This is a genomic window from Streptomyces yerevanensis (genome assembly GCF_000716805.1).
In the GTDB taxonomy this organism is placed as follows: Bacteria; Actinomycetota; Actinomycetes; order Streptomycetales; family Streptomycetaceae; genus Streptomyces; species Streptomyces flaveus.
This window is the reverse complement of record NZ_JNWJ01000040.1, coordinates 35,893-50,847: the sequence shown is the minus strand read 5'-3', so window position 1 is coordinate 50,847 and position 14,955 is coordinate 35,893. Positions and strand designations below refer to the sequence as shown.

At 72.2% G+C, this 14,955-nt stretch carries 15 protein-coding genes; 10 read left to right on the top strand and 5 right to left on the bottom strand.

Going from position 1 to position 14,955, the window contains the following annotated elements; genetic code table 11:
- Positions 1 to 11: 11 nt before the first annotated feature.
- Genes pelF through OP79_RS33155 form a run of 3 tightly spaced genes read left to right on the top strand, consistent with a single transcriptional unit; the run spans position 12 to position 3,696 of the window.
- The gene (pelF, locus tag OP79_RS33165) at positions 12 to 1,532 is read left to right on the top strand and encodes a GT4 family glycosyltransferase PelF (protein WP_033325468.1); all 1,521 of its coding nucleotides are present in this window, start codon (positions 12 to 14) and stop codon (positions 1,530 to 1,532) included.
- Complete coding sequence (locus OP79_RS33160; RefSeq protein WP_033325467.1) at positions 1,529 to 3,052, top strand: hypothetical protein; 1,524 nt, start codon at positions 1,529 to 1,531, stop codon at positions 3,050 to 3,052. Before pelF ends, OP79_RS33160 begins: the two co-directional genes overlap by 4 nt.
- A complete protein-coding gene (locus OP79_RS33155) occupies positions 3,049 to 3,696 on the top strand; it encodes a spherulation-specific family 4 protein (RefSeq protein ID WP_033325466.1) in 648 nt (215 codons plus the stop codon). The genes OP79_RS33160 and OP79_RS33155 overlap by 4 nt, the downstream gene beginning before the upstream one ends.
- A 253-nt stretch (positions 3,697 to 3,949) precedes the next feature.
- Here OP79_RS33155 and OP79_RS33150 read toward each other — a convergent pair whose 3' ends face one another.
- Positions 3,950 to 4,765: an adenosylcobinamide-GDP ribazoletransferase gene (locus OP79_RS33150; RefSeq protein ID WP_033325465.1), complete on the bottom strand. Its 816-nt coding sequence runs from the start codon at positions 4,763 to 4,765 to the stop codon at positions 3,950 to 3,952.
- Positions 4,766 to 4,822: 57 nt separating this feature from the next.
- Here OP79_RS33150 and OP79_RS54315 point away from each other — a divergent pair, with 57 nt between their 5' ends.
- Positions 4,823 to 5,590: a hypothetical protein gene (locus tag OP79_RS54315; RefSeq protein ID WP_033325464.1), complete on the top strand. Its 768-nt coding sequence runs from the start codon at positions 4,823 to 4,825 to the stop codon at positions 5,588 to 5,590.
- 114 nt (positions 5,591 to 5,704) lie between these two features.
- Here OP79_RS54315 and cobT read toward each other — a convergent pair whose 3' ends face one another.
- Positions 5,705 to 6,826 (bottom strand): nicotinate-nucleotide--dimethylbenzimidazole phosphoribosyltransferase, encoded by a 1,122-nt coding sequence (gene cobT, locus OP79_RS33140; RefSeq protein ID WP_033325463.1) that lies wholly within the window; start codon positions 6,824 to 6,826, stop codon positions 5,705 to 5,707.
- Between the two features lie 219 nt (positions 6,827 to 7,045).
- On the opposite strand from cobT, the gene OP79_RS33135 reads away from it, so the two are divergent.
- Positions 7,046 to 8,014, top strand: coding sequence for a class I SAM-dependent methyltransferase (locus OP79_RS33135; RefSeq protein WP_033325462.1), 969 nt, complete (start codon positions 7,046 to 7,048; stop codon positions 8,012 to 8,014).
- A 181-nt stretch (positions 8,015 to 8,195) separates the two neighbouring features.
- Here the strand turns inward: OP79_RS33135 and OP79_RS33130 are convergent, their stop codons facing one another.
- Positions 8,196 to 9,404: a bifunctional adenosylcobinamide kinase/adenosylcobinamide-phosphate guanylyltransferase gene (locus OP79_RS33130; protein WP_033325461.1), complete on the bottom strand. Its 1,209-nt coding sequence runs from the start codon at positions 9,402 to 9,404 to the stop codon at positions 8,196 to 8,198.
- A 156-nt stretch (positions 9,405 to 9,560) separates the two neighbouring features.
- Between OP79_RS33130 and OP79_RS33125 the strand changes: the two genes are divergently transcribed.
- Positions 9,561 to 9,776, top strand: coding sequence for a hypothetical protein (locus OP79_RS33125; RefSeq protein WP_033325460.1), 216 nt, complete (start codon positions 9,561 to 9,563; stop codon positions 9,774 to 9,776).
- Positions 9,777 to 9,847: 71 nt separating this feature from the next.
- Here the strand turns inward: OP79_RS33125 and OP79_RS33120 are convergent, their stop codons facing one another.
- Both OP79_RS33120 and OP79_RS33115 read right to left on the bottom strand, forming a co-directional pair.
- Positions 9,848 to 10,549: a class I SAM-dependent methyltransferase gene (locus tag OP79_RS33120; protein ID WP_033325458.1), complete on the bottom strand. Its 702-nt coding sequence runs from the start codon at positions 10,547 to 10,549 to the stop codon at positions 9,848 to 9,850.
- Between the two features lie 83 nt (positions 10,550 to 10,632).
- Positions 10,633 to 11,259, bottom strand: coding sequence for a DUF3043 domain-containing protein (locus tag OP79_RS33115; protein WP_033325456.1), 627 nt, complete (start codon positions 11,257 to 11,259; stop codon positions 10,633 to 10,635).
- Positions 11,260 to 11,560: 301 nt separating this feature from the next.
- Here OP79_RS33115 and OP79_RS33110 point away from each other — a divergent pair, with 301 nt between their 5' ends.
- The 4 genes from OP79_RS33110 to OP79_RS33095 all read left to right on the top strand — a co-directional run bounded on the left by OP79_RS33110 (position 11,561) and on the right by OP79_RS33095 (position 14,866).
- Positions 11,561 to 12,367 carry a PspA/IM30 family protein gene (locus OP79_RS33110; protein WP_033325455.1) on the top strand — a complete coding sequence of 269 codons (807 nt, stop codon included), beginning with the start codon at positions 11,561 to 11,563 and terminating at the stop codon, positions 12,365 to 12,367.
- 40 nt (positions 12,368 to 12,407) lie between these two features.
- Positions 12,408 to 12,695 (top strand): PspA-associated protein PspAA, encoded by a 288-nt coding sequence (pspAA, locus tag OP79_RS33105; protein WP_033325453.1) that lies wholly within the window; start codon positions 12,408 to 12,410, stop codon positions 12,693 to 12,695.
- A gap of 195 nt (positions 12,696 to 12,890) precedes the next feature.
- Positions 12,891 to 14,186, top strand: a complete 1,296-nt coding sequence (locus tag OP79_RS33100; protein ID WP_078492160.1) for a sensor histidine kinase — start codon at positions 12,891 to 12,893, stop codon at positions 14,184 to 14,186.
- Positions 14,183 to 14,866 carry a response regulator gene (locus OP79_RS33095; protein WP_033325451.1) on the top strand — a complete coding sequence of 228 codons (684 nt, stop codon included), beginning with the start codon at positions 14,183 to 14,185 and terminating at the stop codon, positions 14,864 to 14,866. Before OP79_RS33100 ends, OP79_RS33095 begins: the two co-directional genes overlap by 4 nt.
- Positions 14,867 to 14,955 lie beyond the last annotated feature (89 nt).

Below are 14,955 nucleotides of genomic sequence, written 5' to 3'. Positions count from 1 at the left end.
GGAACCCCACGATGACCACCGGCCGTCATGTCACCATGCTCACGGAGGGCACGTATCCGCTGGTCCACGGCGGGGTCAGCACCTGGTGCGACCAGCTCGTGAAGGGCATGCCCGAGGTCGAGTTCAACCTCATATCGCTCGCCGGCAGCGGTCGCGAACCCGTGACCTGGGAGCTGCCGTCCAACGTCTACCAGCACACATCCATACCCCTGTGGGGCACCCGCCCCGGCTCCCGGCGCCCACCACGCGGGCGCGCCCGCCGCCGCTTCATCGACACCTACGAACGGTTCCTGCTGTCCTTCCTCGACCCCGAGGCGCACTGCGACTTCGGCGAGGCGCTCTACGAACTCGCCAGGCTCGCCCGCGAAGGACGGCTGTCGGCGGCCCTGCGCACCGAGGCCGCGCTGCGCTCGCTGATGTGGATCTGGACCATGCCGCATCTGCCGACCGCCGCCGCGCAGCCCACCGTGCACGACGCGCTGACCGCGACCGACCTGCTGGAGCACGCACTGCGCCCGCTCGGCGTACGGCTCCCCGAGGGCTCCGTCTCGCACTCCACCGGCAGCGGCCTCGCCACCCTTCCCGCCCTGGCCGCACGGGAGTTGGACGGCATACCCTTCCTGCTCACCGAGCACGGCATCTATCTGCGCGAGCGCTATCTCGGCTACCGCAGCGAGGCCCAGCGCTGGCCCGTCAAGGCCCTGATGCTCGGCTTCTACCGCGAACTCAACACCCTCGGCTACAAGTCAGCCGATCTGATCACCCCGTGCAACCAGTACAACCGCCGCTGGGAGGAGCGCGGAGGCGCCGACCCCGACAAGATCCGTACCGTCTACAACGGCGTCGACCCGCACGCCTTCCCGCACGCCGGACCCGAGCCGGAGGTGCCCACGCTCACCTGGTGCGGCCGTATCGACCCCATCAAGGACCTGGAGACACTGATCCACGCGTACGCCATGGTGCGCGCCGAACTCCCCGAGACCAGGCTGCGGTTGTTCGGCCCCGTGCCGGCCGGGGGAGAGGCGTACAAGACCAGGCTGGAGAAGCTCGCCGCCGAGCTCGGTGTGACGGACGGGCTCAGCTTCGAGGGCCGGATCAGCGAGGTGTGGCGCGCGTACGCGGCCGGGCATGTGGTGATGCTGTCGTCGATATCGGAGGGCTTCCCCTTCTCGATCATCGAGGCCATGTCGTGCGGGCGGACCACGATCTCCACCGACGTGGGCGGGGTGAGCGAGGCGGTCGGCGACACCGGGCTCGTGGTGCCGCCGCGTGAGCCCGAGAAGATGGCCGCGGCCGCACTCACGCTGCTGAAGGACGACGAATGGCGCCTGGCCCTGGGCCGGTTGGCGCGCCAGCGCGTCATCGACCGGTTCACCCTCCGCCGTTCCGTGGACGCCTTCCGCACCATCTACCACGAGCTCGCGGGCCTGCCCGAGGTGTACGAGCCCACAGTCGAGACCGTCGTCGACTGGACCGTCGAGCTGCGCGACCCCTGGTACCAGGCTGTCGCCACGGACGGGACGGGCTGGTGAGCGGATCGATCCGGATGCCCCCGGGGATGCACGGCGACACCCTCCCCACCGTGCCGCGCCGACGCCGGCCCAGCTGGGCGGGTGCCGACCCGGTGGACGAACTCGCCACGCGCCTGGAGGAGTTCGTCGCCGCCGCCGTCCACCCCGACGAGATCGCCGCGCTCCTGGAGTCCGACGGCATGTCGGACGACCAGATACGCGAGAAGTACGGCTGCAAGGACTCCTTCTCGCTCGCCGAGGAACTGTACGCACGCGTCGAACGCCGCCACCCCGAACCGGCGGGCCCGGCCCACGACCCCTGGCGCACAGGCCTGTTGGGCTGCCTGCTCAGAGGCGTCGTCTTCGCACTGCCCGGACTCGGCTACGTCCTCGGGGCGCCCCTCCTCGCGGGCCCTGAGGACGGACTCGGTCTCCCGGCCGGTACGGCGCCGCTGCTGGCCGGCGCCCTGTGCGGCTGGGCCTGGAACCAGGGCCTGGCCCATCGGGCGTACTCCTGGCTGGGGCTGGGCGACCGCACCGCCTCCCGCCGCTCACTCCTCCTCGGCGCTCCGGTGGGCGCCCTGCTCGGCTCGCTGGTCGCCCTGGCCGTCGCCTCGGACCATCTCGGCGCGGTCGCCTTCGCGGCCGGGCAGTCCTGCTACCTCGGGGCGGCCACCGTGCTGCTGGTGATGGGCCGCGAACGGGCCCTGCTGGCCGCCCTGCTGCCCATGACGGCGGGCGCCCTCCTGGCACTGGCCCGCCCGGTGCCGGACGTCGCGAGGCTGGCACTGCTCCTCGGCTCCCTGGCCGCGGTCTCGGCGCTCGCCGTGCGCGAAGTCGCCCCGGCCGTACGGGAGCCGGGGGACGGGAAGCGGATCAGCTGGGCGGCGGGGTTCGCGGCGCTGCTGCCTTTCCGAAGCGACGGGAAACGGCCACGCCCCGGCGCCGCGCCCTGGCTCGGCGCCTCGCTGCCGTACGCCTTCTTCGGGGTGGGCAGCGGCGTACTCGTCGTGTACGTGGCGCTCGGCGACGTCCTGGCCGAGGGCGCCGGGGCGGACGCCGCGATCGCCGCACCGGCCGCCGTGGCGCTCACGCTGAGCATGGGGCCCGCCGAGTGGCTGCTGTACCGGTTCCGCAGCGGAAGCCTCGCCGGGCTGCGCTCCAGCCGTACGTCCCGTGCGTTCTGGCGGACCACCGCGGTCACCCTCGTGAAGTGCCTCAGCGGCTATCTCGCGGCGCTGTTCGTGCTCAGCCTCGCCACCGCCGCGCTGTGGCCCGACGCGCCGGGCCTGGGCGGCGTACGGCTCACCGCCCTGATGCTCCTCGGCGTGGTCCTGTGGACGGGCCTGCTGCTCCAGTCGTTCGGCGCGGTCCTGAGCGCCGCTGTGGTCTGCTGCGCCGCGGGGCTCGCCCAGAGCATGGCGCTGCTGGTGGACGGTGCGGACCCGCACCTGGTCGGCCTCGTCGTGTACGCCACGGCCGCCGGGGTGCTGGCGGGCCTGGTGTGCTGGCTGCTGGGCAGAGCGACGGCCCACCGGTGAGCCGTTTGCTGGTCCCGTACTACGAGCACCCCTCCGTCCGCCCCACCGAATGGGAGGCGATCGTCGCCGCAGCGCCCCGCCTCTACGGAGTCGTACTGAACCCGGCCAGCGGCCCCGGAGAACACCCCGACCCGGCGTTCGCCGAGATCGCGCAGCGGCTGCGCGCGGCCGACGTCCGGGTCTTCGGATACGTCGACACCGCCTACGGCCGAAGACCGCGCGCCGACGTCGTCCGCGACCTGACCCGACACCGCGACTGGTACGGCACGAACGGCGCCTTCCTCGACCAAGTCGCCACCGGGCTCGGCGAGTTCGGCTACTACCAGCGGCTCGCCACCGCCGCCTGGAGTGCCGGCTGCGACACCCTGACCTTCAACCACGGGGTGGCGCCGCATCCCGCGTACGGCAGGCTGGCCGACGTCCTCGTGACCTTCGAGGGCACGTGGGAGGCGTACCGCAGCCTGCGGCCGGACCCGTGGCCGGGCGGTACACGCACCCGCCTGTGCCACCTTGTGTACGGGGTGCCGGCGGGCGCTCGCGTGGGCGAACTGGCGCATGCGCGGGGGGCGATGGTGCACTGCGGGGTGCCGGGGACGGGGGCGCATCCGTGGGGGACGCTGCCGCATGCGCTGGGGCTGGGGTGAGGGTGACTCGCCCCCGCCGCCCTTACCCGTCCCATACCGAGGGGCTCCGCCCCTGGACCCCGCTGGAGCTGCGCCCCAGACCCCCATCGGCCTGAACGGCCTCGTCCTCAAACGCCGGACGGGCTGATTGATGCGGGCCCGGGCTGGGGTCCGGGGCGGAGCCCCGAAGGGGGTCTGGGGGCGCAGCCCTCAGCGGGGTCCGGGGCCGGCCCCGGGATGGGACGGGTAGGGGCGGCGGGGGCGAGAAACCCCCTCAGCTCAGGACCAGAACGACCAGCGCAGTCGTCGCCGCCGTCTCCGCGAGTGCGCCGAACACGTCACCCGTGACGCCGCCGAAGCGGCGGACGCAGTGGCGGAGCAGAAGTTCGGCCGCCGCGCAGGCGACGAGCACGGCGAGCGCACCGCGTATGACGCCGTACATCCCGTCGTACGCCCCCAGCAGCGCGCCCGCGCCCGTGACGACGGCCGTCGCGACGAGGGCGGCCTGCAGGGGAACCGTCCCCGCGACCGCCGCGCCCAGGCCCTCGGGGCGGGCCGGTGGCACCCCCGCGCGGGCGGCGAGGGTGAGCGCGAGCCGCGCGGCGGTCGCCGAGACGACGGCCGCGTACATGCCGCCGGTCCAGGAGGACCCGTACACCTCGGCGAGCGCCGCCACCTGCGCGAGGAGGACGAAGACGAGGGTGATGACCCCGAACGGCCCGATGTCCGACTGCTTCATGATGCGCAACGCGTCCGCGGCGGGTCTGCCGCTGCCCAGCCCGTCCGCCGTATCGGCAAGCCCATCGAGATGGAGGCCGCGCGTGAGCACGGCAGGTATCGCGGTGGTGGCCACGGCGGCGAGCAGCGGGCCGGCGCCCAGGAGCAGGAACAGCCAGCCCGCCAGGGCCGCGCACAGGCCGACGACCAGACCCGCGGCGGACGCGCAGAGCATGCCCGTACGGGCGGCTTCGCGGTCCCAGCGGGACACCGTCACGGGGAGCACGGTGAGGGTGCCGAAGGCGAAGCGGAGGCCGTCCGGCCAGGGATTCGCGGAGGGCTCGGGCGCGGGCTCGTTCTCGGGCTTGGACACGGGCGGCAGGGTACGGCACAGCAGGCAGCGGGCCTGATCCGGTCGCAGGATGGGTCCATGGGTGACTGGTGGTACCGGAACATTCTCGAGCCGGGGAAGCTGCCACTGCTGCTGGCGCTCGCCTCGTTCGTGCTCACGTTCGTGATCACGCGGGTCATCACCCGGCTCATCCGCGCGGGCAAGGGCCCGTTCCGCAACGTCAAGACCGGCGGCGTGCACATCCACCACGTCGTCCCCGGAGTGATCCTGACCGTCGTCGGCGGCTTCGGCTCGGTGGCGGGCGGAGGGCACGGCTTCGGCACGATGGTGAGCGCGGTGCTCTTCGGGATGGGCGTAGGCCTGGTGCTCGACGAGTTCGCGTTGATCCTGCATCTCGACGACGTCTACTGGAGCGAGCAGGGCCGCAAGAGCGTCGAGGTCGTGGCGATCACGGCGGCGCTGGGGGGCCTGGTCCTCCTCGGCTTCGTGCCGTTCGGCGTCAACGACCTCAGCGAGGAGGAACTGCAGGACCGCGGCGCGGTCATCAGCAGCGTGGCGGGCAACTTCCTCATCGCCCTGCTCGCCCTCAGCAAGGGCAAGGCCCGCCTCGCGATCTTCGGCGTGATCGTTCCGCTCGTCGCCCTGATCGGCGCCGTCCGCCTCGCCCGCCCCGGCTCCCCGTGGGCCAAACGCTTCTACCGCCGCCGCCCGCGCGCCCGCGCCAGATCAAGCCTGCGCGCCTACCGCCACGACCGCCGCTGGTCCGGCCCCCGCCGCCGACTGGAGGACTGGATCGGCGGCAGACCGGACCCGACCCCGAAGTCCGGCGCGGCACCGCGCCCCTAGGGAGGCCGCAGGCCTCTCAGGGACGCGGGGCGGTGACATATGCGGCTCCGCCGCGCGGGCGCGACCAGCCACAACGAACCCGCAGCTTCGAAACCGCCTAACCCAGCGGAGCGCTCAGGCCCCGTCAGGGCCCTGCGGCTCCAGGCTCGTGGGTTCCTCCGGGTCCTCCGCGCCCTTCGTCTCCTCCGGGGCGGGCGTCTCCGGAAGCTCAGCGGCCAGCGCAGCCGCAGCCTGGACCAAGGGAAGGGCAAGCAGCGCCCCCGCGCCCTCGCCGACCGTGACCCCGTGGTCCAGCAGCGGCTCGAGAGCCATACGGTCGAGGGCCTTCGCCTGCGCGGGCTCCCCGCTGTTCTGGCCCGCGAGCCACCAGTCGGGAGCACGGAAGGCGACCCGCTGCCCGACCAGCGCGCAGGCGGCGGAGACGACACCGTCGAGGATCACCGGCGTCTTGCGTACCGCGCTCTGCAGCAGGAAACCCGTCATCGCCGCGAGGTCGGCGCCGCCCACCGTCGCGAGCAGCTGCAACTGGTCCCCGAGTACGGGCCGGGCCCGCCGCAGCGCGTCCCGTACGGCCGCGCACTTGCGCATCCAGGCCAGGTCGTCGATCGCGCGCCCGCCGCGCCCGGTGACCACGGAGGCGTCGGTCCCGCACAGCGCGGCGATCAGTACGGCCGCGGCCGTCGTCCCGCCGACGCTCACATCGCCGAGGACGACCAGATCGGTCCCGGAGTCCGCCTCCTCGTCCGCGAGGGCGACCCCCGCGCGGAACGCCGCCTCCGCCTCCTCGATGGTCAGCGCGTCGTCCACGTCGATCCGTCCGGAGCCGCGCCGCACCCGATGCCGTACGACCTCGTCGGGCAGTGTCTCCGGCTCGCAGTCGAGCGCCATGTCGATCACGCGTACGGGCACGCCGAGCCGCCGGGCCAGCACCGCCGCGGGGCTCGCGCCGTCGAGCACGGCCCGCACCAGCTGGTCGGCGCTGCCGGGCGGCCGGGCGGAGACACCGAGTTCGGCAACCCCGTGGTCACCCGCGAACAACAGCACACGCGGACGCTCGATCGCCCGCACCGGCACGGCCGACTGCGCGGCCGCCAGCCACTCACCCAGTTCGTCGAGACGCCCGAGGGACCCGGGCGGCACGATCTGCCGCTCCCGGCGCGCCTCGGCGTCCCGGCGCATCCCGCCGTCGGGGCGCTCGATCAGGTCGGTGAAGTCGTCGAGATTAAGCGAGCTCATTCGCCGAACAGTACCGGCAGAGGCCGCACCCGACCTTGGACGGGCCGCCCACGCGACAAGGCCCCCGTCAGCACCCTGTCACGGCAGGTGAAGCGACGACTCCACTACGTCATTGCATCGGTGAGGGGGATCCCCTACGTTCCGTTTTGCAGTGAATTGCCGTACGGGCCTTACGGGTCGTACCGCGTCGTACCGCGTCGTTCTTGGCAGGAGCCGCTCATGCCCCCCACACCACAGGCCGGCGCTACGCGCCGCATCGCGTATCCCCGCGAACTCGCCCTGGATCCCGGCAGGTTCCACGAACCCCGCAGGCCCGACTGCCCCTGGTGCGGCTCACGGCGGCTGCGCACCCGGCTGCGTACGCCGGACCTGCTCCAGCGCAAGCCCGGCACCTTCGTCCTCGACGTGTGCGAGGACTGCGGCCACGCCTTCCAGAACCCCCGCCTCACCACTGAGGGCCTGGCCTTCTACCAGCGGGACTTCCCCCACGAGACCCTGCCCCTACGCATCCTCCGCACCCGGGCCGGACGCGGACGCCACCTGGCCGTGGCCCGCGCGATGCTCCCGTACGGCGAGCCCGAGAGCTGGCTGGACGTCGGCACCGGATACGGCCGGTTCCCGGCCGCCGCCAGAGAGGTGCACCCGTACACGGCCTTCGACGGGACCGACCCCAGCGCACGCGTCGAGAGGGCGCGGGCGCTGGGCCGCATCGAGGAGGCGCACCGCGGCCGGCTGCCCGGCCTCGTCGAGCGGCTGCGGGCCCGCTACGACGTGGTGAGCATGCTCCACCACCTGGAACACAGCCCCGACCCGCGCGAGGAACTGCGCGCCGCGCTCGCCGTGCTGCGGCCCGGCGGGCATCTGCTGGTCGAAGTCCCGGACCCCGACTGCGCGTTCGGCGCACTGCTCGGCAAGTGGTGGCTGCCGTACGGGCAGCCGCGGCATCTGCATCTCGTGCCGCTGCGCAATCTGCTCGGCGAGCTGGACGGGCTCGGCTGCACGGTCGTCTCCGTCGACCGGCGGGCGCCGCATGTCCCGTACGACCTCACCGGAGCGGTGGCGCTGCGCTTGGCAGGGCGGGGGTTTGCTCCTGTGCTGGCCGTTCCGTTCGCCCTGGACCGTGCCCTGGCCCCGCTGCTGCGCCGCACCCGCTTCTCCAACTCGTACCGCGTGCTCGCGCGGCGCTGAGCCTTTTGACCGCTCCGCGGAGTTTTTCCCACCCACCCGCCCATGTTGATCGCTCCGCGATCCCCGAATCCCCGCCGCTCCGCGGCCCTCTTCCCTCGCCCACCCGCCCGTTTTCAGATCGCTCCGCGATCCCCGGATCCGGCCGCTCCGCGACCCCCCGATCCCGGCCGCTCCGCGACCCTCACCCCCGCAGCGACACCGCCTGCCCCGCCACCACCAACAACACGTGCTCGCACTCCGCCGCGAACCCCGCGTTCAACCGACCCAGTTCATCGCGATAGCGGCGGCCCGAAGGCGTGGCCGGGACGATCCCGGACCCGACCTCGTTCGAGACGGCCACGACAGTGCGACGAGTCTCGCGGACCGCGGCCGTCAGCTCCTCCACCCGGGCCCGCAGGGCGGTTTCGCCGCCGCCGGCCCACTCGTCGTCGTCCCAGGCGTCGACGGAGTCCATCGCGTCCGTCAGCCACAGCGACAGACAGTCGATCAGCAGCGGCGGCCCGTCCTCTTTCAGGAGCGGTACGAGATCGCAGGTCTCGGCGGTACGCCAGGACGCGGGGCGCCGCTCACGATGGACGCTCACCCGCGCCGCCCACTCGCCGTCACCGTCGCGGGCACCACCGGTCGCCACGTACAGCACATCCGGGAAGGCCTCCAGACGCCGCTCCGCCTCCACCGACTTCCCGGACCGCGCTCCGCCGAGGACCAGCGTCCGGCGCGGTACGTCGGGCACGTCCTCGTACACGCCCACGATCAGCGTCGTCCCGTCCGGCACCGCCCGCGCGCCCGCCGCCGCGAGCCGCCGGTGCAGTTCCGGGCCCGGCGGCACATCGTGGCCGACATGGACCGCGATCACGTCGGTCGTGGGTCCGACGGCCCCGGCCGCGCGCAACCGGGCCAGCGCGTCCGGCCGCCCGAGAACATCGGCGACCACCATGTCGTACGACCCGTCTGCCGCCCCTGTCCTGTCGAGCCCCGAGGGTGCCGCGCCCGGCGGCAGATACAGCAGCCGCTGCCCGTCGGGCCCGGTCACCGCGTACCCCGTCCCGGGCGCGTCCAGCGGCACCGCCCGCACCCGATGCCCGGTCAGCAGCGCCAACTCCCGCCCGTCCGGCACCCGTCCGGGCTGCGGCAGCCCCGCGGGCACCTCGACCGCCGGCCCGTCATGCGGATGCGACAGCAGCACCTGCCGCACACCGCCCAACGACCGCCCCACCCGGGCAGCCGCGAACGCCGCCCCGGGAGTGAGGTCGAGCAACAACGTGCCGTCGACGAGAGCGGCGGTGGCAGCCCGTGCCTCCCGCCCGAGCGCAGCCGCGCAGGCCGCACAGGGACAACCGGGACGGGGCAGACCATCGGGAGCACCGGTCCCGAGCAGAGTGAGTTCCACGGGGGTGATTTTTCCGCCTCGGCCTACCGCCTGCGCGACAGGGGCCCCTTTAGGGACGCACCCTTTGGACGCGCGAACCCCGAACCTGCGGCGGAGCGCCTAGTCTGGGACGCAACCCGATCTTGCTCGGTACTGGTTCGGTACTTGGGAGGCGACATGGCGGCATGGACGTGGCGGTTCGAGAAGGCCGACGGGGCGGAGGTCCAGCCCGCGGTACAGCCCGAGGAGTTCACCACGCAGGGAGACGCCGAGTCCTGGATCGGTGAGCACTGGAAGGCGCTGGCCGACGGAGGAGCGGACCAGGTACGGCTGTTCGAGGACGCGACGGAGATCTACGGCCCGATGAGCCTGCACGCCGAGGCTTCTTCGTAGGCGTATCGCAACAGGCACAGTGGCCGCGACCGTACGGTACGTACGGTCGCGGCCACCGAAGCTTCAGGGGCTCAGCCCCGCACCCCGCACAGGTGCAGCAAGGCCGCAACTCCCCGGTAAGGATCCGTCCGCCCGGCCCGCTCCTCGGCGGCCAGCAACGCTTCCACGTCGTCCGGAACGGGCGCGTCGTCCGCGGCCAGATCCGTGAAGACCCGTACCCCGTACCAGGTGTGCAACGGCGCCCCGATCCCGGCCAGAGTGCCGGTGAGCGTGTCGAGCCGGTCCGCGCGTACGTCGAGGCCGAGCCGGTTCGTATAGGCGCTGGTGCCGAACGCGGCCAGCGCACCGGGCCAGTCACCGGCGAGGCCCGGCCGCATGGCGAGGGCGTCCCCGTTCCGTACGAGCAACGACAGCAGTCCGCCGGGGGCCAGCATCCGGGCCAGGCCGGCGACCAGGGCGTCGGGTTCCTCGACGTACATGAGCACGCCGTGGCACAGCACCACATCGAAACTGCCCGGCAGGAAGTGGACGCCGGTCTCCCGCCCGTCCCCCTCGAAGAGCCGCACCCGGCTGCGTATCCCCTCCGGCTCGGCGGCGAGCGCCTCGCGGGCCGTGGCGACCATCTTCGGGTCCTGCTCAAGGCCGGTGACCTTGTGCCCGGCCCGCGCCAGGCGGAGCGCCTGGGTGCCCTGACCCATACCCACGTCGAGCACCCGCAGCCGCTGCCCCACGGGGAACCGCCCGGCTATCTGCTCGTCGAGCTGCCGGGCCACCAGCTCCTGGCGTACGACATCGCGCAGGCCGCCCAGCTTGCTCAGCCAGGCATCCGCCGCACCCCCCGCGAAAGCTGCCGCGCTCAGGGCCGCTCTCCGCGCTTGACCTGCGGCTTCGGCAGCCGGAGGCGACGCATCTGGAGGCTGCGCATCAGCGCGTAGGCGACCGCGCCGCGCTTGGACTCGTCCGGGTGGCGCTCGTTCAGCTGCTTCTTCAGGCGGATCGCGATGCCGATCGAGTCGACCACGATCATCACGATGACGAAGAGCCACAGCAGCAGAGCGATGTTCTGCAGCTGCGGTATCTGGACCATGCTCAGTACGAGGATGACCACAGCCATCGGCAGGAAGAACTCGGCGACGCAGAACCGCGAGTCGACGAAGTTGCGCGCGTACTTCCGCACCGGGCCCTTGTCACGGGCGGGCAGATAGCGCTCGTCACCGCTGGCCAGCGCTTCGCGCTGCTTCGCCAGCGCCGCGCGGCGGTCTTCGCGCTGCCGCTTGGCCGCCTCCTTGCGGTTCGTCGGAGTACTGGCGACGCTGCGGCGCTGGGACTGGGCCTCACTGCGCTTGGGCGTGGGGCGACCCTTGGGGGCCTGCGGGTCGCGGGGCTGCTTGGAGTCGGTCACCTGCGCCTTGTCGGCGAGGGCCTTCTCTTCCTTGGCACGGCTTCGGAACACAAAACCCAAGGGTAAGGGGTTCGCAGGCATGGACCACAGTCCTGCGGGGAACGATCCGGCAACACCGGTCGTCTGTAGGGGCACAGGGGGGACACAGAGAGGGCGTGGCCGACGGTTCGCCCCCAGTGCGCCTGAGGCAATCCCGAAGTTGTCCCGTACCTAACCCTGGGAGGCACCTACTCCCTACGCCGGAGCGGTGCCGACCACAGTCGTCCTTGGGGATGAGCGCATCCGTCCCCGAACAGTGCGGTAATAGATGCAGAGCCCGTACCGTGGGTTCTGTTGCAGTCGCTGGAGCTGGAAGTCCGTCAGAAGGGGGCGCGCGAAGCCCATGAGCGGTGTCATGAAGCGTATGGGGATGATCTTCCGCGCGAAGGCGAACAAGGCCCTTGACCGGGCCGAGGACCCGCGCGAAACCCTCGACTACTCGTACCAGAAGCAGTTGGAGCTGCTGCAGAAGGTGCGCCGCGGAGTCGCCGATGTGGCGACGTCCCGCAAGCGCCTGGAGTTGCAGCTGAACCAGCTCCAGAGCCAGTCCTCGAAGCTGGAGGACCAGGGCCGCAAGGCCCTCGCCCTCGGCCGGGAGGACCTGGCCCGTGAGGCGCTGTCGCGCCGTGCCGCGCTCCAGCAGCAGGTCACGGACCTGGAGACGCAGCACCAGACCCTCCAGGGAGAGGAGGAGAAGCTCACGCTCGCCGCCCAGCGGCTGCAGGCCAAGGTCGACGCCTTCCGTACGAAGAAGGAGACCATCAAGGCCACGTACACCGCGGCCCAGGCACAGACCCGGATCGGCGAGGCCTTCTCCGGCATCTCCGAGGAGATGGGCGACGTCGGCATGGCCATACAGCGCGCCGAGGACAAGACGGCGCAGCTCCAGGCGCGGGCCGGCGCCATCGACGAACTGCTCGCCTCCGGTGCCCTCGACGACTCGTCCGGGCTGCAGAAGGACGACATCCAGAGCGAGCTGGACCGGCTGTCCGGCGGCACGGACGTGGAGCTGGAGCTCCAGCGCATGAAGGCCGAGCTGGCCGGCCCCTCGTCGCAGCAGCAGGCGATCGAGGGCGGTACGGGCCAGTCCCAGGACCAGTCCCAGTCACAGGACCAGCCGCGGGACACTCCGCGCTTCGACAAGCAGTGAGTCCCACGCCGTAGTAGTCCCACGCCTTGAGGAGGGCGTCGTGATCGTACGGATCATGGGGGAGGGACAGGTGAGGCTGGACAACGCCCACTTCACCGAACTGAACAAGCTGGACGACGAGCTCCTCGCGGAAATGGAGTCCGGCGACGAAGAGGGCTTCCGGCGCACGCTGGGAGCCCTCCTCGCAGCGGTACGCCGCCTGGGCACCCCACTTCCCGACGACGCCCTCGAACCCTCGGAACTGATCCTCCCGTCCCCGGACGCAACACTGGAGGAGGTCCGGGAAATGCTGAGCGAGGACGGCTTGATCCCGGGCCAGCCGCTCTAGCTCCGGTGCAGGGAAGCGCCCCATAGGGGCGCGGGGCTGTGTTGATATGCGGCTCCGCCGCGCGGGCGCGACAAGCCACAACGAACCCGCACTCGCCAGTGATCCGAACCCACCACCCCCATAGGCGCCCAGCTCAACCCCCGGTTACCGCCACCAACCGTTCCGCCCCACGCAGTGGCCCCGTACGGTAAACGCGTGAGCACAATCAAGCGCACCGCAACCTGGCTGCGGGCCCACCCGCTGGCAGTGGACGGCGCGCTGGCGGCAGCCGTACTGGCGTGCATGATCGTCGGGTCGTTCGTCGCCCCGGACAAGTACGACCACGGCAAAACCTGGGGCACGCAGACACCCGACGCGCTGGGCCTCACCCTGATGACGCTGGCCGCCGTCACCCTGGTCTTCCGCCGTCGCGCCCCCCTGCCGGTGCTCGCGGTGACAGGCGCCCTCTCCCTCCTGGAGCTGGTCAGCGGCGACCCGCGGACCCCGGTCGTCATGTCCGCCGTCGTCGCCCTCTACACCGTGGCGTCGGCGACCGACCGGCCCACCACCTGGCGGGTCGGACCGCTCACCATGACCGTCCTGACGGGCGTCGCGATGCTCGCCGGCTCCATGCCCTGGTACGAGCAGGAGAACCTCGGCATCTTCGCCTGGACCGGCATGGCCGCCGCCGCGGGCGACGCGGTCCGCAGCCGCCGCGCCTTCGTGCACGCCATAAGAGAGCGCGCCGAACGCGCCGAACGCACCCGCGAGGAAGAGGCCCGCCGCCGCGTCGCCGAGGAACGCCTCCGCATCGCCCGGGATCTGCACGACGTCGTCGCCCACCACATCGCACTCGTCAACGTCCAGGCCGGAGTCGCCGCCCACGTCATGGACAAGCGCCCCGACCAGGCCAAGGAAGCCCTCGCCCACGTACGCGAGGCCAGCCGCTCCGCGCTCAACGAACTCCGTGCCACCGTCGGCCTGTTGAGGCAGTCCGGCGACCCCGAGGCGCCCACCGAACCGGCTCCGGGACTGAACCGGCTCGAGGAACTCGTCGGCACCTTCCGCAGCGCGGGCCTGCCCGTCGAGGTGGCCCGCACCGACCAGGGCACCGCCCTGCCCGCGGCCGTCGACCTGGCCGCGTACCGGATCATCCAGGAAGCCCTCACCAATGTGCGCAAGCATGCGGGTACGGAGGCGAAGGCCGAGGTCAGCGTCGTACGCGTGGGGCCGAACGTGGAGATCACCGTGCTGGACAACGGGCCAGGCGACGACGCCGAGGCCCGGCAGGACAAGAACGGCGGGCACGGGCTGCTCGGCATGCGCGAGCGGGTCTCCGCGCTCGGCGGCAGCTGCACCGCCGGACCCCGCTACGGAGGCGGCTTCCGGGTCCATGCGATCCTGCCGGTCAAGAGCCGCACCGCCGACAAGGCCGGGGACACCGCCTCGGTGAACGTACCGAAAACGGCTGCGGCATCCAGGAGAACGGCACCCACGGGGGACCCCGCATGACCATCCGCGTCCTGCTCGCCGACGACCAGGCCCTGCTGCGGAGCGCGTTCCGCGTGCTGGTCGACTCCGAGCCCGACATGGAGGTCGTCGGCGAGGCCTCGGACGGCGCCGAGGCGGTGCGGCTCGCGCGCGAGGAGCGGGCCGATGTCGTCCTGATGGACATCCGCATGCCCGGCACGGACGGTCTCGCCGCCACCCGGCTGATCAGCGCCGACCCCGGCCTCACGCACGTACGCGTGGTCATGCTGACGACCTTCGAGGTCGACGAGTACGTGGTGCAGTCGCTGCGGGCCGGGGCCTCCGGCTTTCTCGGCAAGGGGGCCGAGCCGGACGAGTTGCTCAACGCCATCCGGGTCGCGGCGAGCGGTGAGGCGCTGCTGTCGCCGGTGGCCACCAAAGGGCTGATCGCCAAGTTCCTCGCGCAGGGCGACGGAGCGGACGACGACCGGGACCCGGCCCGAGCCGAACGCCTCGCGGCGCTGACCGGACGGGAGCGCGAGGTCCTCGTCCAGGTCGCGGGCGGCCACTCGAACGACGAGATCGCCGAACGCCTCGAGGTCAGCCCGCTCACCGTGAAGACCCACGTCAACCGCGCCATGGCCAAGCTGGGCGCCCGCGACCGGGCCCAACTGGTCGTCATCGCCTACGAGTCGGGGCTGGTACGTCCAAGGGTGGAGTGAGCCCCGTCCGCCCGTACTGCGCCCGCAGTAGGGGCCGGATAAGGAACGGGACCTGGGAGCGACGGATCGGCTCTCGACGGTGGCTCAGG

Bases quoted from the DNA above. Each gene is read 5' to 3' on its own strand.
- pelF (WP_033325468.1), top strand. From the start codon at position 12: ATGACCACCGGCCGTCATGTCACCATGCTCACGGAGGGCACGTATCCG.
- OP79_RS54315 (WP_033325464.1), top strand. From the start codon at position 4,823: ATGGGTGACTGGTGGTACCGGAACATTCTCGAGCCGGGGAAGCTGCCA.
- cobT (WP_033325463.1), bottom strand. From the start codon at position 6,826: ATGAGCTCGCTTAATCTCGACGACTTCACCGACCTGATCGAGCGCCCC.
- OP79_RS33135 (WP_033325462.1), top strand. From the start codon at position 7,046: ATGCCCCCCACACCACAGGCCGGCGCTACGCGCCGCATCGCGTATCCC.
- OP79_RS33125 (WP_033325460.1), top strand. From the start codon at position 9,561: ATGGCGGCATGGACGTGGCGGTTCGAGAAGGCCGACGGGGCGGAGGTC.
- OP79_RS33115 (WP_033325456.1), bottom strand. From the start codon at position 11,259: ATGCCTGCGAACCCCTTACCCTTGGGTTTTGTGTTCCGAAGCCGTGCC.
- OP79_RS33110 (WP_033325455.1), top strand. From the start codon at position 11,561: ATGAGCGGTGTCATGAAGCGTATGGGGATGATCTTCCGCGCGAAGGCG.
- OP79_RS33095 (WP_033325451.1), top strand. From the start codon at position 14,183: ATGACCATCCGCGTCCTGCTCGCCGACGACCAGGCCCTGCTGCGGAGC.